Annotated in this window: 19 protein-coding genes; 10 read left to right on the top strand and 9 right to left on the bottom strand. The window is 42.7% G+C overall.

Annotation, left to right across the window (positions count from 1 at the left end; all coding sequences use genetic code 11):
* The first annotated feature begins 373 nt into the window (after window positions 1–373).
* Complete coding sequence (locus ACJJIS_RS06520) at window positions 374–1021, top strand: MOSC domain-containing protein (RefSeq protein ID WP_444897856.1); 648 nt, start codon at window positions 374–376, stop codon at window positions 1019–1021.
* 401 nt (window positions 1022–1422) lie between these two features.
* On the opposite strand, the gene ACJJIS_RS06515 is transcribed toward ACJJIS_RS06520, so the two are convergent.
* Window positions 1423–2907: an APC family permease gene (locus ACJJIS_RS06515; protein ID WP_475709753.1), complete on the bottom strand. Its 1485-nt coding sequence runs from the start codon at window positions 2905–2907 to the stop codon at window positions 1423–1425.
* 730 nt (window positions 2908–3637) lie between these two features.
* Entirely contained in the window at window positions 3638–4345 is a 708-nt protein-coding gene (locus tag ACJJIS_RS06510; RefSeq protein WP_444914241.1) for an alpha/beta hydrolase, read from the bottom strand.
* A gap of 174 nt (window positions 4346–4519) precedes the next feature.
* On the opposite strand from ACJJIS_RS06510, the gene ACJJIS_RS06505 reads away from it, so the two are divergent.
* From ACJJIS_RS06505 to ACJJIS_RS06490, 4 genes are read left to right on the top strand one after another with little or no spacing between them, the layout of a single operon-like run.
* Window positions 4520–5605, top strand: coding sequence for an alkene reductase (locus ACJJIS_RS06505; protein ID WP_475709752.1), 1086 nt, complete (start codon window positions 4520–4522; stop codon window positions 5603–5605).
* 10 nt (window positions 5606–5615) lie between these two features.
* Window positions 5616–6188, top strand: coding sequence for a TetR/AcrR family transcriptional regulator (locus tag ACJJIS_RS06500; RefSeq protein ID WP_475709751.1), 573 nt, complete (start codon window positions 5616–5618; stop codon window positions 6186–6188).
* A gap of 26 nt (window positions 6189–6214) precedes the next feature.
* Window positions 6215–6517 carry a YciI family protein gene (locus tag ACJJIS_RS06495; protein ID WP_475709750.1) on the top strand — a complete coding sequence of 101 codons (303 nt, stop codon included), beginning with the start codon at window positions 6215–6217 and terminating at the stop codon, window positions 6515–6517.
* A 9-nt stretch (window positions 6518–6526) separates the two neighbouring features.
* A complete protein-coding gene (locus tag ACJJIS_RS06490; protein WP_475709749.1) occupies window positions 6527–7135 on the top strand; it encodes a DNA-3-methyladenine glycosylase I in 609 nt (202 codons plus the stop codon).
* Between the two features lie 108 nt (window positions 7136–7243).
* Here the strand turns inward: ACJJIS_RS06490 and ACJJIS_RS06485 are convergent, their stop codons facing one another.
* The 3 genes from ACJJIS_RS06485 to ACJJIS_RS06475 all read right to left on the bottom strand — a co-directional run bounded on the left by ACJJIS_RS06485 (window position 7244) and on the right by ACJJIS_RS06475 (window position 9348).
* Window positions 7244–7531: a LysR substrate-binding domain-containing protein gene (locus tag ACJJIS_RS06485; RefSeq protein WP_475710337.1), complete on the bottom strand. Its 288-nt coding sequence runs from the start codon at window positions 7529–7531 to the stop codon at window positions 7244–7246.
* Window positions 7532–7567: 36 nt separating this feature from the next.
* A protein-coding gene (locus ACJJIS_RS06480; RefSeq protein WP_475709748.1) for an IS3 family transposase occupies window positions 7568–8706 on the bottom strand; the annotation gives its coding sequence in 2 pieces (ribosomal slippage) (window positions 7568–8457 and window positions 8457–8706; 1140 coding nt in all).
* 21 nt (window positions 8707–8727) lie between these two features.
* Window positions 8728–9348: a LysR substrate-binding domain-containing protein gene (locus ACJJIS_RS06475; RefSeq protein ID WP_475709747.1), complete on the bottom strand. Its 621-nt coding sequence runs from the start codon at window positions 9346–9348 to the stop codon at window positions 8728–8730.
* Between the two features lie 127 nt (window positions 9349–9475).
* Here ACJJIS_RS06475 and ACJJIS_RS06470 point away from each other — a divergent pair, with 127 nt between their 5' ends.
* Window positions 9476–10585, top strand: a complete 1110-nt coding sequence (locus ACJJIS_RS06470) for an NADH:flavin oxidoreductase (protein ID WP_475709746.1) — start codon at window positions 9476–9478, stop codon at window positions 10583–10585.
* Window positions 10586–10712: 127 nt separating this feature from the next.
* Here the strand turns inward: ACJJIS_RS06470 and ACJJIS_RS06465 are convergent, their stop codons facing one another.
* Window positions 10713–11849 (bottom strand): serine hydrolase domain-containing protein, encoded by a 1137-nt coding sequence (locus tag ACJJIS_RS06465; protein ID WP_475709745.1) that lies wholly within the window; start codon window positions 11847–11849, stop codon window positions 10713–10715.
* Window positions 11850–12424: 575 nt separating this feature from the next.
* On the opposite strand from ACJJIS_RS06465, the gene ACJJIS_RS06460 reads away from it, so the two are divergent.
* The 4 genes from ACJJIS_RS06460 (at window position 12425) to ACJJIS_RS06445 (ending at window position 17339) form a co-directional block, all read left to right on the top strand.
* Window positions 12425–14002 (top strand): phytoene desaturase family protein, encoded by a 1578-nt coding sequence (locus ACJJIS_RS06460; protein ID WP_475709744.1) that lies wholly within the window; start codon window positions 12425–12427, stop codon window positions 14000–14002.
* Between the two features lie 771 nt (window positions 14003–14773).
* Window positions 14774–15751 (top strand): trypsin-like serine peptidase, encoded by a 978-nt coding sequence (locus tag ACJJIS_RS06455; protein ID WP_475709743.1) that lies wholly within the window; start codon window positions 14774–14776, stop codon window positions 15749–15751.
* A 103-nt stretch (window positions 15752–15854) separates the two neighbouring features.
* The gene (locus ACJJIS_RS06450) at window positions 15855–16076 is read left to right on the top strand and encodes a hypothetical protein (RefSeq protein ID WP_475709742.1); all 222 of its coding nucleotides are present in this window, start codon (window positions 15855–15857) and stop codon (window positions 16074–16076) included.
* Between the two features lie 675 nt (window positions 16077–16751).
* Window positions 16752–17339, top strand: a complete 588-nt coding sequence (locus ACJJIS_RS06445; RefSeq protein WP_413662643.1) for a hypothetical protein — start codon at window positions 16752–16754, stop codon at window positions 17337–17339.
* Window positions 17340–18097: 758 nt separating this feature from the next.
* On the opposite strand, the gene ACJJIS_RS06440 is transcribed toward ACJJIS_RS06445, so the two are convergent.
* The 3 genes from ACJJIS_RS06440 to ACJJIS_RS06430 all read right to left on the bottom strand — a co-directional run bounded on the left by ACJJIS_RS06440 (window position 18098) and on the right by ACJJIS_RS06430 (window position 19613).
* Window positions 18098–18445 (bottom strand): hypothetical protein, encoded by a 348-nt coding sequence (locus tag ACJJIS_RS06440; RefSeq protein WP_475709741.1) that lies wholly within the window; start codon window positions 18443–18445, stop codon window positions 18098–18100.
* A 93-nt stretch (window positions 18446–18538) separates the two neighbouring features.
* Window positions 18539–18985, bottom strand: a complete 447-nt coding sequence (locus tag ACJJIS_RS06435; RefSeq protein ID WP_444907774.1) for a GNAT family N-acetyltransferase — start codon at window positions 18983–18985, stop codon at window positions 18539–18541.
* Between the two features lie 97 nt (window positions 18986–19082).
* Complete coding sequence (locus tag ACJJIS_RS06430) at window positions 19083–19613, bottom strand: DUF6882 domain-containing protein (RefSeq protein WP_444907773.1); 531 nt, start codon at window positions 19611–19613, stop codon at window positions 19083–19085.
* Window positions 19614–20066 lie beyond the last annotated feature (453 nt).

Below are 20066 nucleotides of genomic sequence, written 5' to 3'. Positions count from 1 at the left end.
TACGCTATCTAATCACAATTCTAATTACACTGACTTCCTGCCTCTTTGTGAATGTAAGAGCTGGAGAACTTCATGATCGTGAGGCTCGAAACAGGTGTATAAAAACCTGTAAGAATAGCTACTATGACTGCATTAGAGATAATGAAAATCAAGACTGGTGCGTAGAGAAGAAGATCCACTGCGATAATATATGCTATGAGTACGAAGAAGATCGCTGGCGCTGGTATCGGGATAAATCTTCCAACCATTAACCAATAAACAGATATATGTAAGCCGTCCTATAGGACATTAAAGCAACATAGGATAGCTGTGCATTAAGCGTATATTTTGCTAAGATCCAGGTCCTGCATAAATTATCTACCAATAAGAAAATATGAAACTCCTCTCTATAAACGTATCCAAAAAAGTAGATTGCGAATACAGGGGTAAAACTGTAACAACGGGGATCTTCAAGAAGCCAGTCCAAGGAAAACTTTTTGTTGGAAAGAATAATTTGGAAGGAGATGAGCAGGCAGACTTAAAAAATCATGGCGGCAAAGATATGGCCATATATGCGTTTTCTAATGACCACTACCCTTACTGGGAAGACCTGTTAGGCAGAAAGAGCCTTAAGTATGGCGCATTTGGTGAGAATTTAACTGTAGAAGGGCTTCGAGAACAAAATATCTTTGTTGGAGACCAATTCCGCATAGGCAGTTGTATCCTTGAGGTAAGTCAACCCAGAATACCCTGCTTTAAGCTAAGCATGGCCCTAGATAATGACGCTGCAGCCAAGATTCTCACTAGTAGCTTTAATTGCGGTGTATATTTTAGGGTTATTAAGGAGGGGCATATTAAAGAAGGGGATTCGATTTGTAAGATAGCTGAAGCTCCAAACTCAATCGACATACGATCTATGTTCAGAGCTTTTTTTGATAAGCAATTTCCCGATACCAAGCAAGTACTCCAGGCTGCAAGTCAACTACAACCCTTATCCAAAGAGTGGAGAGAGAAAGCTGTAAGACGGCTCTCTAAGCTCTGACAATTGAGCAATTTATCACATCAGCCTACTAACTATGTTCCCTCCGAAAGTGAGCCTCCAGGAGGGCTGTGTAGTAAAAGTTAAAACCCGGCACTCCCCCGGACTTAAATGTGTTAACCGTAATTTTTTGGAGAAAAGTACTAACTTATTAAACAAACAAGAATTAATAGGCTTCCTCAAGTTGATATTACTGCGCGAGCTATACTCGAACACCCCCTATTGCCATCTACCAATATATTTGCGGATAAAATGATAGCTATTATCAGGCATTCAATAACTTAAACTGACCCTGTCAGAATTGGCCTTGGCAAAAGGGTTCACTCATGTACTTGGATCCACCCAACACCCTGTAATCTTTTACTAATATCACAGACACCAACCATTTAAAACCATACATCAAGCTACAGCTTATTATATACCCTGCAAAATTTAACATAGGGCTTCGAAGATATTAACAAATAAAAAGCAACTGAAAAAACAATTACCGCCCAAATATACTGGATAAAATATAAAATCCATAAATATATAATAAACGGCAGAACTAACACAGATAATTTCTTAACCCCAATACTGGCAATATGCAATGATGCATAAATACAGATAAGTACTGACAAAGAGGCGCACACCAACAAAAGGGATGATGAAGTTATGGTAATCATGAGCACCCCCAGTACAGCAAAAACAGCAGCCCCAAAGTATCTCGTGCTAGGTTCAAGTGCTCCCATGCTGATGGGGGCGGCCATATATCCAACTATATGATAGCCAGATACGATCACCATAAGTGCTGCCCAACTATCAGCATGAGCAAGTACAACTGCTGCTATCAACCAATTAGTAAGCATCGAGCGCCTTGATAAATTATGTACAGGATCTAAAACAGCTAACCATCGCGGCATTTGCCCTACAGAGGCCATTGCAAATAGAATTCTTGACGAGGCTCCCAAATAAGTATATCCAGATGCCGAGGGACTTATCACACTGTCTGCAAGTAGTATCATTGCAAGAAAGTGCAAGCCAAGCAGTGTCGCCATGTCCAAAAGCGGCGAGTCAAAATTAATCCCTTGCCAACCACCATTTTCCACCAGAAGATCGTTCGGCACTGAGGCCATAAAAGCATATTGCAATGCAAGATAAACAAGCGTCATTATTGTAATTGATAAAGTAACGGCCAAAGGAATATTACGCTTGGGATGTTTTATCTCACTGGCAAAGGCAACACTGATCTGAAAGCCATTAAACGAATATATTAGACCTGCCCCAATAACAGCGGAAAAAGCGCTTCCAAACCCAAACTCCTGATTAGAGTCAATTGAAAAATTTGACCCACTTGTATCACTACTAAATACAACTATAAGCAATACAACTATTGCAAAGGTGGGAGTAAATATCTTTAGAACAGTGACAACATTGTTAATCTTGGCAAGAAACCGTATTCCATAATAGTTAATCAGCAAATATACAAAAAGAATACTTAACGCGAGAACCTTCCCCCAAGGAGTCAAGGTGTGATTGTCAATTAACAAAGAGGAATCTATAGCAGATGAGAGGTATTGGGTTGTTGCCTGCGCCTCGGTCGCAACAACCATTAATGTGCCAAACCAGTTAGCAAACGCGAATGGCATTCCAAAAATACTATTGTGCGACAATGCACTGGATTGAGCGAGGGCTCCACGGACTGGGTAGAATGCAACGACACGGCTTAGGCACAAGCCAACCATCAAGACCAAAAGCGCCGCTAATACCCAAGCTCCAAAAGCCCAATTACCTGCATAGTTTGCCGTAAGCTGTGCACTAAACAACCAGCCCGAACCTATCATACAGGTGGCACTAAGCAGCGTAGCACTCAACAGAGAAACGCGTTTTTTTCCGCCTTTGGCACAACCCATATCGACCGTTTTCTAGAGTGTTATGCAGGCGTCTTCTCTATTTAATCTGATAGCTCCTGCTACTAGTATCTTTAGTTTAGCCAGCCCAGTTCATCTCAACCAAAAACAGTAAGTTATCTCTTTCTACTTCAGGTATAAGTCAAAATTAAAAATGGAGATATTGTATAGAAGCCTTTAAAGTCCCTATCGAAATTTGACATGAGCATCAACCCGCCTTTCCAAAAGCTCAGGGCTGCCTGCCGGGAGGCACGTTCAACATATGCAGCAATGAAAGTTAACGCAACTATACAGAGGGCTGAAGGAAATCCCAGCGGTTGCATCTTTCAACATCAAGGTATTCTTTCAAGATTGACGCCATACGCCCCCGCATCCGCCAGAACTTTTCTGGCACATAGTTAGTCGCAAAAGCTATAGAAGCCTTACATTCAGGAACAACTAAAAGGTAAGCCGTAGCCGCATCATCAGTCACGCCACCGTGATGCAGTACCAACCATGGCTTATCTTGCTCCCCTAGATTTATGCCACCCACCCGCAATCGAGGAAATATTTTTTCTCTTTGATTTCTTCACTATGTAATTAGGCGTAGTCAACGCAAAACTTGGATTCAATAGATCAATTATTTTTTATATCGACACGCTCTTCAATTATACAGAGACATACTTGACCCATCTCGCATTGGAGCATCCATAAGGGGTGCCCCATATAAGTTGCTAAAGTAGCGCAGCTATTGCTATATCGAGGCTATCAAAATTTGGGTAAGTTCTTTGGGCATATCTAGCATCACATCATGACCACAGGGAAGGTTTATCGTCTCCCAACCAAGTTCTCTCTGGGCTCTCTCAAAGAACGGCCTACCAATTCCTGGTGCCCAGCCCGACGCATAGATGTATCGGTGCCGAGCTACTTGCTTCCATAAGCCCTGTAGTTGAATCGGTTGCTCAAATGATCCGAGAGGATGGTCGACACAGCGCCGATCCACCCATGCCTGATCTTGAATGTTAACCCCGAAATCTATTGCAGGACTTGGCGCTACGCGAAATCCATCACCCTGAGTTCTGGCAATATCCTGAAAACTCAACCCGACCTCTACAGGCAAAAGATCTAAGACATTTTGCCCATCCTCTGGAACTAAGGCATCAAGATAGACAAGGGATCGTATATGCTGGTGCACCTTATCAGCCACACCGGTTATTACCACTCCACCATAACTGTGGCCACACAAGACAATATCCGTTAACTCTTCACATGCGATAACACCCAGAATGTCTTGTATATGCGTATCCAGGTTGATTGTGCCATCTAAAAGGTGCGCCCTTTCTCCGAGCCCCGTCAGAGTTGGGCTATAAACCTCATGGCCGTACCGCCTAAGAAACGCTGATACCCGCTTCCAACACCAGCCTCCCTGCCAAGCACCGTGTACCAGAACAAATGTTGCCATAAAGACTTAACCCCACGACCAGGCACTCCACCTGTATGAATTATCGCCACTTATAGCTTCCACCCCCATCCCAAATGATAAACGGTTGACAAGCCTAGGACGCTTGACCTAGCATTATTGATTCTAGGCCAAGCGTCCTAGTCCCTGTAATGCTAGTTAAAGAGGAAGTACAGCATGGCAAATCTATTTCAATCCTTCGATTTATCAGGTCTTCGACTTACAAACCGCATGGTTATGGCGCCGATGACGCGAAATCGAGCGGACAAAAATGGAGTCGTAACACCTATGATGGTTACGCACTACCAACAGCGGGCAAGCGCTGGCCTAATTATCGCTGAATCATCTCCTATCTCTACGCAAGGTGTGGGATACCCTTACACGCCAGGTATATACACCGCTGATCAAGTTGATGGTTGGAGGAAGTTAACCCATGCAGTGCATCAAGCTGGTGGGAAAATTTTTATACAGCTGCAACATTGCGGGCGCATTTCCCATCCTGACCTACAACCAGATAAAAAGGCCCCCGTGAGCGCATCTGCAATTAAACCAATTGGGCAAGCGGTTACCTACGAGGGGCATAAGGACTTTACTCTTCCCCGTGCACTAGAAACTAGTGAGATTCCAAAAATCGTGGAGCAATTTGGCTTTGCTGCACAAATGGCTAAAGAGGCCGGCTTTGATGGAGTTGAAGTTCACGGCGCTAACGGGTATCTGATTGATCAATTTCTGCGTGACGGGACTAATCATCGCAACGACCTCTATGGTGGAAATATAGAGAATCGCATGCGTCTTTTAAACGAAATAATTGATTCCGTGATGGAAACTTGGCCTTCAAACCGTATAGGCGTGCGTCTAACACCAGAGAATAGTTTTAACTCAATGTCTGACTCTAACCCACAAGAAAATTTCGAGTATGTTTTAGAGCAGCTAAGTAACCGGAATATTGCCTACGTTCATATTCTGGAAGGCGATATGATGAAAAAAGAGAAAACCGTTAATTATCCAGCTTTACGCAAATGCTTTAAGGGTGTGTATATCGCGAATAATGGCTATAATCTCGAACTGGCCCAAAAATCCCTGAAAAGTAATAATGCCGATCTAATTGCATTTGGAGCACCATTTTTAGCCAACCCTGATTTAGTTTACCGACTAAAACAAGGCATATCACTCAATCAAGCCGATCACTCAACTTTTTACGGTGGAGATGAAAAAGGCTACACTGACTACCCATTTGCCTCAACCCAAATAGAAAATCAGTAAAGTAATCGATATGGAAAAACTAGACACCCGCGAGCGAATCATCGCAATAGCAGATGACTTATTTTATCAACAGGGTTTTGAGCATACCTCATTCAAGGATATCGCTAATCTTTTAAATATTTCTCGCGGAAACTTCTACCACCATTTCAAGACTAAAGATCAAATTCTATCTGGTGTTATAGAGAGAAGATTGCAAAAAACCCAAGCAATGCTTGAAGATTGGGAAGCACAAGGAAATACATCTGAGCAACGGATAAAATGTTATATCCGTATTGTCATTACCAACTGGGATAAGATCAGAGATTTCGGCTGTCCCGTAGGTACTCTATCCAATGAACTTGCCAAGTTGAACCATGTAGGGCGAGAGGATGCCAATAAAATTTTCAGTCTGTTTCGGGAATGGCTAAAAACACAATTCACACAACTAAATCCCAATACTGATGCCGATAAACTAGCTCTACAGGTTCTCTCTTGGAGCCAGGGTGTTGCAACCTTAGCAAATGCTTTTCAGGACAAGGACTATGTTGAGTACGAAGTCAATAAAATGTGCTCTTGGGTTGACACATACAAGGCGAAAGCTTAGCGCTATTTACAAGGAACTGTGAGTATATGTTTATTATTTTGTTAAAATTTTCGGAAAAAAAATCACAAGCAGCAAAATATATGACTGGCCACAGAGAGTGGTTACAGAAAGGCTTCAATGATGGAGTTTTTATACTGTCTGGAAGTATAAAACCTGGAATTGGTGGAGGTATCCTAGCATTTAACACCACTTATGAAGAATTGCTAATACGCATCGAACAAGACCCTTTCGTATCTGAAAAAGTGGTTAGTGCCGATGTCATAGAAATTGATTCATCCAAGGCTAGTCCGCAGCTTGAATTTTTATTAGACCCAGAGACAAACGGTTAGGTAATTGGTATGGCCGCGCAACTTATTCAAAGTCATGATGGTAAATACCGTTGCAACTGGTGCGCTTCTGCACCAGATTTCCTGGAGTACCATGACAGAGAATGGGGCTTTCCAGTTAGTGACGATTTTCGCCTATTTGAAAAGCTATGCCTGGAAGGTTTTCAGTCGGGTTTAAGCTGGCGTACAATTCTTGCCAAAAGAGAAAACTTTCGGGAAGCTTTTTATGGATTTAACTTTAATAAAGTAGCCCGTTTTACCAATACAAATATGGAAAAGTTGCTATTAAATGAGGGAATAGTCCGACACCGAGGTAAAATCGAAGCCGTTATTAATAATGCCAAATGTGCCAGGGAAATCGTAAAGAAAGAAGGATCTCTTGCATCATTTCTCTGGAGATACGAACCTAAAAAAGAGATGCTTGGCAAGCCTCAGTCTATGTCTACCTCAAACGAATCGATCACACTATCGAAAGATTTGAAAAAGTTAGGCTGGAAATTTGTAGGTCCAACAACTGTCTATGCCTTTATGCAAGCAATGGGATTAATTAATGACCATCTAGAGGGATGTGTCACGCGATCTAAGATAGAGAGAGCAAGAAATAAGTTTGTAAAACCCTAATGCTTAACTAGAACTAATCCGCACGATCATAGGTAATCTATAAAAGGGTATAGCTTGATAGGGGATGTATGCCAGCTAAAAGATATTACCTCTGATACATCCCCAATCTTACTCACCAAGCTGCTCGCATATAAAATTGTATAGTAATTTTAATCGATAGGAGGACATACGGTCCCCAGGCCTAAGAGAATAGAGGTTTAATTCAGCAGTTTGAAAGCTTGTCAAAATCGGGACTAATCGCCCCTCTCTAAGATCATCTTCAATGATAAAATGGGGGATCAGTGCAATGCCCTTCCCCTCTAACAAAGCACAATGGAGTAATTTACTGTTATTAGAAGTCAACCTAGGTTCCAGATAAATATCGAGCCATTTACCTTTATCTTTAAACTGCCACACGCTGGGTGTTGTGGTCAACTCCAACCGGACACTTCTTTAAGCACATTTCTCAAATTCGATAGGGGCTAGGTCTCCCAGTGTTGTATGTATTCTTCGTGAGTTGTAATAAGCAATATAGGCTCTTACATCTGCTACCGCATCCTCCCTTGTCGGATATAGGTTTCCCGTTACCCACTCCCGCTTCAGGCTGCTGAAGAAACGTTCAGTCGGTGCGTTGTCCCAACAATTTCCCTTACGGCTCATTGAACACACCATCCCATGCTGACTCAATAACGTTTGGTAGGTATGGCTGGCATACTGACTGCCACGATCAGAGTGATGCAGGAGACCTTTTGGGGGCGAACGCAAATTGACAGCCATCATCAACGCACGAGTTACCAGGGCCGTTTCCATCTTCCGATCTAGATGCCAACCAATAATCCGGCGCGAATAGAGATCAATCACTACCGCCAAGTACAACCAGCCCTGCGAAGTCCAAATATATGTAATATCAGTCGTCCAAACTTGATTTTTAGCACTCGGTGAGAACTCCCTATTCAGAAGGTTCTCTGCGACCGGCAGGTGATGTTTACTGTCTGTCGTCAGTGTAAATCGCTTCTTACGCTTTACTGCCAAGCCTAGCTTTTTCATGAGCTTGCGGACTCGATAGCGCCCGACTTCAAAGCCTTCTTTACGTAACAGCTTCATTAACCGACGACTTCCCAGGCTCTGTCTAGATTCTGCAAATAGGGCCTTCAAACGATGGCATAGTTGCCATGTTTGAGCATCTATTGAGCTATTACCACGGCAACACCAATCGTAATAACCAGTTTTACTTACTTGCATTACCCGGCAGAGCACCCTAACAGGAAAGCTGCCTTGCTGTTTTTCAATAAAGCTGTACTTTATTTCATTTCTTTCGCAAAGAAGGCGCTGGCCTTTTTTAGGATTTCTTTCTCCATCCGCAACTGCTTATTTTCACATCGTAATCGCTCTAACTCTGCGCGCTCACCTACATCCAACCTCACACCGTCTTCTTCCTGCTTCAGTTCCTTTATCCAGCGTCGCAGGTTATTGGCTGTTGTTCCTACAGCCTCTGCTGCTTTAGAAATTGAATACCCTTGCTCAGAGACTAGCGCTACGGCGTCTTTCTTAAATTCCGGCTTGAAATGCCGACGTGTACCTTTTGTTGTCATACTTCACCTCGCTTGGTAGTTTTACCATCTTAGCGAAGTGTCCGGAAGGATTAGACCACTACAGGGTTTACCCGGTAGGGTATATACCAAACAGTGATGGTCACTTAACTCACGGGGGTGGCCTGGCTCCCCATATTGTTTAAGGTACTCAGGCGCCGCACAGGCAACTCGATGATAACTGGTAATTTTTCGGCATAACAAGGCGCTGTCAGCTAGCTCATTAGTTAGCCGTAGCACAAGATCAAATTTCTCTTCTAGCACATTCACATAATGATCTCCCATTTGAATATCTAGAAGGATTTCCGGATACCGATCCATAAACATATTCAAAATGGAACCGAACTTGGATAACCCCCAAGACATCGGGACGCCAATCCGTAACTTTCCTCTAGGGCTTTCATTGGATTCACATAAGTCATCCTCTAAAGCATCCCACTTGCTGAGCACTTCAAGTGCCCGCATGTAACACCGTTCCCCGGAGCTAGTCACCTGCATATGCCGGGTACTGCGGCGCAAAAGCGTGATTCCCAGGCGAGATTCCAATCGCTCTACCGACTTAGAAACCCAAGCTGCAGACACACCCAAACGTTTTGCAGCGCTAGTAAAGCTTCCACACTCCACGACCGCACTGAAAATCCTCAAGCTCTCTAATTGATTAATTCCTGCCATATTCAATAAATAGTTGAGACTGTAATTACATAATGTCTGATTTACACAACAATTCGTTAATTGTCAAAATATGGAAAATCTTAATAGGTAAAAAATATTTATGGCTACCAAATATCACAATCTATTCAACACCGTTGAAATCGGAAACTTACGTATTCCTAACAGGCTCGCAGTCGCACCTATGACACGGGTCAGCGCCGGGCTAGATGGTCGCATTGGTCCACTGATGAAGGATTACTATGAGGGATTTGCCCATGGAGGGTTTGGGCTGATTATTACCGAGGGATTATATACAGATAGACTTTACAGTCAGGGTTACAAGTATCAACCCGGTATGGCCAATCACGATCATGCACAGAGCTGGAAGCCGATTATCTCAAGAGTTCATAAGCAAGGAGCCCGGATATATGCCCAACTGATGCATGCCGGCGCCCTTTCACAATATAACCCCTATACCAACCAAAATGCTGGCCCCTCTATGGTTCGTCCCCAGGGAAGGCAAATGCCCTTCTACTATGGAGAAGGCCCCTATCCCATGCCGGAAGCCATGACACAGCGAGATATTGCAATGGTTGTTAAGGGCTTCGCTCAGGCTGCCCGCCTGGCACAACTTGCCGGCTTTGACGGTGTTGAGATACACGGTGCCAATGGCTACTTGTTAGACCAATTTTTAACCACCTATACCAACAAACGAAAAGACTGTTATGGAGGAGTACTCACTAACCGTTTACGTATTTACAAGGAAACACTTAAATCAGTAAGGGCAGCGGTCGGAAAGGACTTTGTAGTAGGCGTTCGTTTCTCTCAGAAAAAAGTGAATGATACCAACTATATTTGGCCTGAAGGCGAAGCTGGAGCTGCCGAAGTTTTCGAGCTAATGAAGCAATGTGGTGCCGACTATATTCATACTACCGAACCAAAAATAGACAATCCCGCCTTTGAAAACAGTAACTCATTAGCAAGTCTGGCAAGGAAATATAGTACTCTACCGGTTATTGCCAACGGCGGAATTACAGACCCAAAACTCGCAGCTCAGGTCCTAAAAAACAATGAAGCAGATATCATCTCGCTTGGTAAAACGGCCCTAGCCAATCAGGACTGGCCCAATACCATAAAACGAAATCAGACCCCAAAGAACTTCACTTTTGATATGCTTTCACCCCATGCGACACTGGAATGTGCTCGTGATTATTTTCAAAGAAAAAGCTAAATAGTTACCTGAGGACGGCGGAGGGGTTTAATTACCCTTCCCCTCATTGTAGACCAGACAATGGCTCTAAGCGAGTGAAGGGTAATCTTAAAATTAGCAACTTTAGCTTTCTGACACCTTAAATTGATTAGTTTTTATTATGGAAAATATCTAATGTTTTCAGAGATAGCTCTACCAAGTCAGCCGTTTGATCACTATCTACATTCTTGACAACGCTTATAGAGCGGGCATGATCAGGGCAAAGCATTAGCATGGTACTTCCGCCAACTCCTTCACCACTCATCAATTTAATGTTTGGATGCTCCTCGATAATTCTAATCAGCTCCGCATCCTCCTCCGGATCATACCAATCGCTTAAACTGACAAAGTCAACAATCCAACCAATTCCGTAGCTTACTTCCTCACCACTTGTTAGAGTTCCTGGGCTAAAAAGCTCAGAAAGTGATTCATCACTCAGATAGCCACTATCAAGATGTGACATAGCAAACCTAACCAGGTCACTTGGTGTAGAGAGCATACCTCCGCCAGCATATTTATAGCTACTATTTACTTCTGGAGAGTTGATTAGACTTCCTCCCCAGTAAGAATAAGCTCTTTGCCTGTGGGAAATTATGGGAGAGTTTTCATCAAAAGTACTATTTTTGAGGTTCAAAGGATCAAATACTTCCTCTTGAACTAACTTCTTAAATTCAGTTCCTGATGCAGACTCCATTGCGGCAGCGAGCAATGTCCAAGCATAGGTCGAGTAATTAGAGTCTGTCCCGGGGTAGAAAAGTAAATCGTCATCCTTAAAAAGATCTAACGCATCTATTGTGGAACTATACTCCACATTGTAAAGAAATTCCCCCAAAGATTGGTAGTGGCGAATCCCTGAAGTATGATTTGTTATCTGTCTTAAGCTAATATCAGCGTGTGAATCAGGCCAAGCCTCTACCAGCGAAGAGACATAGGTATCCAACTCAATAATCCCCTGTTCTTTCAACCTCATGAGAGCAGCTGCTGTGATAACTTTCGAAACACTGGCGATTCTCAATTTGGTTCTTCTAGTCATTGGAACATGAGATTCGAGGTCAGCAAAACCATAACCTCTTGCCCATCTAACATGCCCATTTTCCCCTACAGCCACGCTAATCCCAGGCACAGACTCCTCAGAAACCGCATTTACAAAAAGACTATCCAAGTCACCCGTATGCGCTACTGAACTTTCAGCCGGAAATACCGAACATAAAGAAAGTACAGCGCTTAAAGTTATACGTTTGTACATATTTTTAAATCCTTTTAATCTTCACACACCAAATAAAAACATTTACTAATTGACTTTATCACTCAAATATAACCCGGACAATTAAAAAATACCCATCAACTGCACTAGTTAGCTTTAAACACTCTACTCAAAAATTGATATATAGGAGGTTTTACAAGAACACACATAAACAGACTTTTAATTTAAGGGATATCATTCTCCACCCATAAACAAGTAGTCGTTGGCGAAATTCGAAAGTACTACGTGACTGCAACCTGTGACAATATCTTTATCCGATCAAGATTAGAGAAACTTCAACATCCGGCACAACAATAATACCCAGAATTAAGCTGTCTTTTTAATTTATATCTAAATAACTTCAGCAATTACTTTTTCTTCAACTTCCGTTACTCTACACTTACTCAGACAACATTACCTAGAGTTAGGGCATTTAAATTCCGCTTCTCCAATACCCTAAAACAGATAAGTAATGACTAAAGTTATCGCTCCAAAACTGAAACCCAAAAAATACTCTTTATTTTTTGATAGTTTTCTGTAAATATTCATACTAGTCCTTATCCATATAGAGAATAATAATGAAGGATTATGTGATTATTGGTGGTGGTCATAACGGCCTGGTCTGCGCTTGTTATTTAGCAAAAGCAGGGAAAAAAGTAACGATCCTTGAACGCCGGTCTATAGTCGGGGGGGCAGCAGTAACTGAAGAGTTCTATCCAGGTTTTAGAAATTCTGTAGCAAGCTACACAGTAAGTTTGCTCAACCCGAAAATCATCAAAGATCTCAATCTCCGTGAACATGGCTTGAAAATCAAGTTACGGCCACAAGCTAACTTCTTTCCACTTTCAGATAGTGGAAGTCTCTCTTTCCATAAAAATATCTTGGATACACAAGCTGAGATTGCACGTTTCTCAGAAAAGGACGCAGCCACCTTACCTGACTTTTATGCCATGCTGGAAACCGTAGCAGATATTTTGCGCGAGGAATTACTCCGCTCTCCCCCTAATGTGGGCGGTGGCTTTGTGGATTTAGTTCGTGCTGGGGGGTTTGGCTTAAGAGCGAAAAAGTTGAGTATGTCATCTCGTCGCGATGCACTTGACCTGTTCACCAAGAGTACTTCAAGTGTACTGGATGCCTGGTTTGAAAATGACCATGTCAAAGCTGCATTTGCTTTCGACTCTATAGTCGGAAATTATGCAGCTCCCAGCACTCCTGGCTCTGCCTACGTGCTGTTACACCATGTATTTGGCGAGGCTAACGGTGAGAAAGGCGCTTGGGGACATGCTATGGGCGGTATGGGCGCTATCACTCAAGCCATGCGAAAAGAAGCTGAGCGCCTTGGGGTCAATATTCATACAGATGCGGAAGTCAAAGAAGTTCTGGTAGACCGCAGTCGTGCCAACGGCGTACGACTTAGCAGTGGAAAAACTATTACGGCCGACAAAGTAATCGCCAATGTTGGTCCCAAGCTGCTTTACTCCCGGATGATTGACGAACAACACCTAGAGCCAGAGTTCCGCCGCCGCGTACGTGGCTTCAGGGTGGGTTCCGGTACTTTCCGTATGAATGTGGCGCTGTCTGAACTCCCAGACTTCATCTGTAAGCCTGGAACTCACCTACAGCAGCATCATCAATCTGGGATAGTCATTGGTCCAACAATGACCTACTTGGAGCAGGCCTTTGTCGATGCAACTCAATACGGCTGGTCAACACACCCCATTGTAGAAATATTGATCCCCTCCACCATCGATCCTACTCTTGCTCCAGAAGGCAAACATGTCGCCAGCCTATTTTGCCAGCAATTCGCTCCAGAACTTCCGCAAGGAAAAAGCTGGGACGACTATCGTGACCAAGCTGCAAAAACAATTATCGATACCGTCACCCACTATGCACCCAATTTTCGTGATGCGGTAATCGCCCAACAAATTCACTCACCGCTAGATTTAGAGCGCAAATTTGGCCTCATGGGAGGTGATATATTCCATGGCGCCCTAGGACTGGACCAACTGTGGAGTAATCGCCCCTTTATGGGCTTTGCAGATTACCGCACACCGATACAGGATCTGTATCTCTGTGGCTCGGGTAGCCACCCGGGAGGCGGAGTTACTGGAGTACCTGGGCATAATGCTGCTATGGAGATTCTCAGAGATAGATAAGAGTGGCCTGCAGTATGCGGGCCCTTTGTCGCTTTACTACCAATTAGTCTTGATTCCAACTAGTAGCTCTAAAGAGTCTGCTATTTTAAATAGTTGGAGCACCTATTTCGAACACTTCACAGACCCCTCTGGCGCTACAAAATATCTGAGTGCCAAACAGTTATTTCCTTTGAGGATGATTGAATATCTAGTGCCCAGCGCCACAAAAACCTTTATTTTGATTATAGCCCCCTTCCATTTATAGCCATCAAGGTTCTTCACGACTTTAATGGGTATCTGCCGCCGCAGCTGATTTAGAAAATAGCACTTCTATAACAGTTTATTTATCTTGTTGGTTCCTACACTTCCGACCTCTATATCTCTTACATAAACACTTTCTATTTAAATAATAACCAAGATTAAATGCAGCCATAAGCTGAGCAAGTGATAATCTTCAGCTGCGAGAAACATTGGATAAATGACATAGACCTCACTATGAACCAATTAATTTAATATTCGCATACTAAAAAATCTTAGCTTATTCACTCAATACTTTAACAAATATTAGCAACCACAAAACCCTCAACACCTAAAGCAATTAATATAATCTTTTAGACAAATATTTTCTGCTTTCTCTCGCATAAAAACTGGCGCCGGTTATTTTCTCATTAACTATCATCGAGTTGTAAACATGTACGATGGTACTATATTATGCGCCCGCACATAAATTAAGTGCGAAAACAAAAATGGCTGTACCACTACTTAAAACCTATTAATTTAGAGGGATCAGATATGAACAGAAGTCATATTTTTCTTTCATTGGTAGTGCTCTCAGGGGCATCCCATGCAGCCCCCCTTTACAACTTTGTTGAGATAGACCAAACCGCAAGTTTTATAAGCGGTCATAATGTTGCAAAACAACCAGTAGTCAATGATGCCGCAGTAAGAAAAGAATATACGTTAATGGAACGCACCGCTTCTTTAAGTGCTGTTTCGGTTACTCCAGACGGTAGGCAATATACTGCAGAAGTAGATCAAGAATCCTTATCGCTATTGGAGCAAGCGATCGCAATTATTGAATCTCATGGTTTGGATTCAAGAATTTTTTCATCAAAAGGACAGACGCCCACCATGATTCGTGGTGAGGAACAACTGCTCCCCACAGTTGTAATTGGTACCGACGATAGAGTTCAAATTACTAATACCGTGCAAAATCCTCACTGGTACAATGGCCGCATTGATGTAGGCTGTACCGGCACATTGATTACCGCAAAGCATGTGCTAACAGCAGGACATTGTGTTTCTGATGGCTCCGGCAACTGGTATAGTTCTCTTGATTTTACAGTGGCTCAATCTGGTAATTATGAGCCCTGGGGGAGTGAATCCTGGACAAATGCTGTGACTACCAGTGCTTGGCATAATAATTCAGATACGAACTATGACTATGCAATTATTGTGTTAGCGGAACCACCACACAATGGATATTCCGGATGGGGTGTCTATTCTGGCGGCACTCATAGCGTTACTGGATACCCAGGAGATAAGCCATTTGCTACTATGTGGACAGATTCCGGTAGCACGTCTTCAAGTACATACAGAGTGTGTTACACATTAGATACAGCTGGCGGTCAGAGTGGCAGTGGGATTAAAGACACGTCCAACAGTGTTCGCGGAATCCACACAACTGGATCACCCTCGCAAAACTGTGGAACGCGTATAACCAGCTCCGTCTATAACACTTTGCAGGATTGGATTGAGAATTACCCATAAAATAAATTACTTCACCCAAATTTAGGATAAGGCGCCCTTGGGCGCCTTTTTTAAAAGTATGAGAACGCTAATTTCTTTAATATTTTTTCTAAGTGCATGTGGAATGATGGCAGATGATGAACCCGAATGGCAGCGAATAATGGTGAGAGGCAGCCTAAATACACCTGATCCAGTTTTACAGGAAGTGCAGCGTCTGGAAGAATTAGGAAAGGTAAAAGATGTAGTTATTCTTGAGTCCTATCCATTACAGATATGGTTTAGTTCCGATTTTAAGACAGCCGAGAAGCTGAAGTCCCTGTCAAATAAATATAGTTCATCTCGCTAGCTTTCTCTTTACCTACGCGCGAATGATAATTTTTTATAGGATCGTGCTAATAGTAGAAGCCCGCCACAGCAGATTATAACTCCGAAACACCGAAATTAATCTAACGACCTTTCCTCCTTGTTATTCTAGTTCAGATTTTTTTCGACCATAGCAATGCTCCACGAATCAAGGAATAATGAGCTTTAAGCAGAAATCTACTCCTCAGCTAGTAATAGGAGCATATGCAAGCTCGAAACACTAACCCGAGATCGTCCGGTCAAATGGTAGTCCCTACCGGTTGCCATAGTTCTTCTAGGAGGGATAGTGGTGAAGCCGCGCAACTGACACAGGCCCCGCCACTCTCATTTCCCTAATCTCCAAATGCCGAGATAACAACATCTTTATCTTGGTCATCACTCCAAAGCAGATAAGATCGATTTTTACGAATGTCAACGATTACGAAGATAAAATGATCGATGCCTTTCCTTTTCTTTATCTCGCCCATAGCAGATTGCAGCTCGTATCTCCTATTAATCAACGGCATTTCCTTACATCTTAACCAGGTTAAGATCTACCACTGCTTATACGCTTCATGTAACTGACACCTTTCGCCAATTCTGAAATATCTTGAATAATTCATTCTGTGAGGAGCTTGGTGTTATAATTCAGGTGTCGTGATAATAACAAGGTGTAAAAATGGCAAAGTATATTTACCTCCCCGTAAACAGTGAAGAAATGCTAGAGTTTGCGGAGAATATGGCGAGCGCATGGAGTATTCCGAAGAATCATATTCTTGCCAACAAGGTTACATCCGGTATTGGTAAGTCTATGTACCGATGGATTGATAAATGTCTTAGTAGCCTAAAGTCTGGTGATACTCTTTATATTGTTTCTCATGGTACCGGCGCTGGCGATGGTGAGCAAATTGGTGCTCAACGCAATAACGGTAAGAATAAACAAACAAAAGTTTTCGAGAGGGGCGTAGAGTCGTGGCAGGGTGGAGAATGGAAAACCTATACTCCCACGCAACTAGCAGCTACTTTGGTTAAAGAAGGTTTGCCTGGTAGTTTTGTGGACCTGCATCTCTGTGCTTGCGGGTCAGGTTATGATGGTGAGAGGCTAAGGCCCTGGGCACAGCGTTTACGTGAGGCGATGGCTACTACCCATAAAAGCCTAGAGGTTACTGGGTACCTTGGTTGGTTTGACGCTACTGGTAGCTCTGTCAAAATTAAGGTTAATACCAAGTATTATGATTTGAATGAGCGTGCAGTGACTTTTTCTTGATGGTTATCGATTTAAGAGTAGTATAAGCATCTACTAGAATACTCAAAATTCTCTGCGAGCTAGAAAGCGAATCGCCAACTGTGGTCGTGTCAGACTCTAATATTGAATCGGGCACGTCCAAGGTTCGGGGCATTAAATCTTATTATTTAAGACAAATTCTGGCATATCATTTTTTGATTCATAAATGTAATGCGGCTCACAATTACAAACTTAAATCAAATTCCCCTCAAAGAGTTATACTTTGAAGATTATTAGGTATTGCAATGATATCCCTCCCCCCCCCCTTTGGCTTCCGCTTTAAGCACTTGACAGGCTGAGTTGAACTGATACAGCTGATTGAGATATAGCAATATACGGGGTATGGGCCTGTTAAGTTTTTTTACCTTCCATGACCCTACTAGCTAGCGGCCAGAGCGCAGCCTCAGCCGTCCGAAGGGAAGTAGCAACGTACCTGTGATTGTTAGCTGCCTTTGCGTAGTTACTCATTATATATTTCCTGTATCTCAGCATAGCCAATTACTCTTGAGCCTTCTCGAACCTGTAGATTGGCACCTACCTCTAGGCATTTTGGGTATGCTTATAGTGTAATGAGGACGCTATCATTCTCCAGCCTACTAATATTGACTTACTATCTAATCTTTAAAACTTCATGCATATAACAACTTAGTCAGCAGTATTTTGGCTCTATTAGAACTTTAACGTAAGGTGGCGCAGCCATGACAAAACGGATTGTAGACCAAAACATCAACTGCGATAAATTATTGTGTATTTTTAGCTCTTCGCTCAATTATCTCTTTTAAGTTCCACACATTGACATATTTTACCCCGGCAGAATCACCAGCCTCAACCCAATACCGCCCACTAGGCCATTCGAAAACATCTCCGCGTTTTACAACCACTGGCTCCGTATTAGAAAATGTTAATTCACAGCTACCAGATATAATAAAGCATAAGCAATTTTCAGAAGAGCCTGAAAATTTTCTACCGGCATCATACTCGTACGGACTCACGCGAAACTCTCTTTTGCCTGGGTACAAGGTACGAATTTCTTCAATGTTCTCTTTATAGACGTCACTTACAGGAAACTTTCGTATATTAATACTCATTGCTTATCTACCACACATAGCGTCAGGTACAGCGGCCATGACAAGCGAAGCTTGACGGGGTCCGCTGGAAGCAGAAATGTGCTGCAACCTTTGTTATTTATTTTCACCTATTTTCTTTATAAAAATTATTTTACTTTGCAGAGGGGTTCCTTTATTTTCATACCCACACACTTGGTAGCCGTGAGATATAAGAAGATGCAACATTGAAGGAAATCTATTCATCGATTTAATGCTAATAAACTGAAATCCTTTGTTCATCACCCACCGCTCTTGGAGCTCAAGTAGAGACTTTCCTATACCTCGGCCCCGGTAATCTGGGTGGACTGCAACAGACCAACTATAAAACTCCGTTTCGGATACTTTATAACCAATTTTGTAGCCTACTTTCCTATTACCAACTGAAGCTACCAGTAATAGGTAAAGGCGCCCCTCTAATCTTTGTTCTATTTTATCTTTACTATTTTTAGTGTCGAACTCTGGAATCTCAGAATTGATCTGTATGACATCTTCTATCGTGCCTTCGCTGAAGGAAATGTTCATGTCGCCACCTAGGTTTATACATAATGTTCGGCTCTGCGTTAACCAAAAGCGAAGGCTGCTTTTGGCTGGAACTTTTACACCTGACAGCATCCGATTGTTAGGGCCGCTGATTTCTTAGCTCAATTTCACCAAATATCATATAAACAAGAGGTCCACCCGCATCAGCCCTGTAAGCTCCATTTGCTTCAGCCAAACGGCTGGCAACGGCTGAAAATTCCCATGCTTGATCTTCGGAAACATGGACCTTTCTTGAGGTAAAGAGCTTTACTCCGTGCTTTTCACCATACTCTTTAACTAAACGTGAATGTTGCTGAAGAGGTTTTAGCACTGAAGGGTGATCCCACCCCCATAGAAAGCTTCTATCCTTCGGATTGTAAGTACCTATTATTTGAACTGGAGCTACAGCGATCCGACCATCCTCAAGCGACCAAAATATAATGCCTTTGTCTTGGTCGACATTCCATGTTTTAGCAGAGCCCAGACCCCATGTCTTATCGTGAGCATCAGTTTGAATTCTTAAACCTTCAATGCTCCCTTCAATAAACTTTTCGACCTCCACGGAGTAATCTCCAGCATGCGTGTTAGTTGATATGAATAGTACAAATATAACTGATACTAAATTTTTCATAACTCTCTGATACTTGATTGCCTTAACGACTGGTTTTTGAGCTGAATTAGAGCAGCGAAAGGATTGTGATTGTCAAACGCAGAGCTAAGCAAGAATCCCAGAACTGAAAACCCAATAGTAAATTGGACCGCAAACAGCCCACCCTGCGACTACAAATTTGAAAAAACTATCCCGCCTTGGCGCTCCTATACTTGCAAGGCCCGTAAGATCTTTCTCTTGAATTGGTTTTATAAGTCTGTAGGTTTTTACCAGCAGCCATCCAACCAGAAGTGGAAGTAATGTCAATAGAATGATAGTGCCGATTGTAAGTAAAGCTTCAGGCGATGATTTTCTCATTTATCTTATCAACTATTTAGAGTATTGGGGATAAATATACCGAGCGCACGCCAGTGCGTCCGGTGCTTTTACTAGTTAGGCATAGTACTGAATCGCCTACCAAAAGGCGGCAGTAGC

The organism is Microbulbifer maximicatervae (SeqCode) (genome assembly GCF_056231245.1).
Note: the sequence above shows the minus strand (reverse complement) of the source record. Positions and strands in the feature narration are given on the sequence as shown.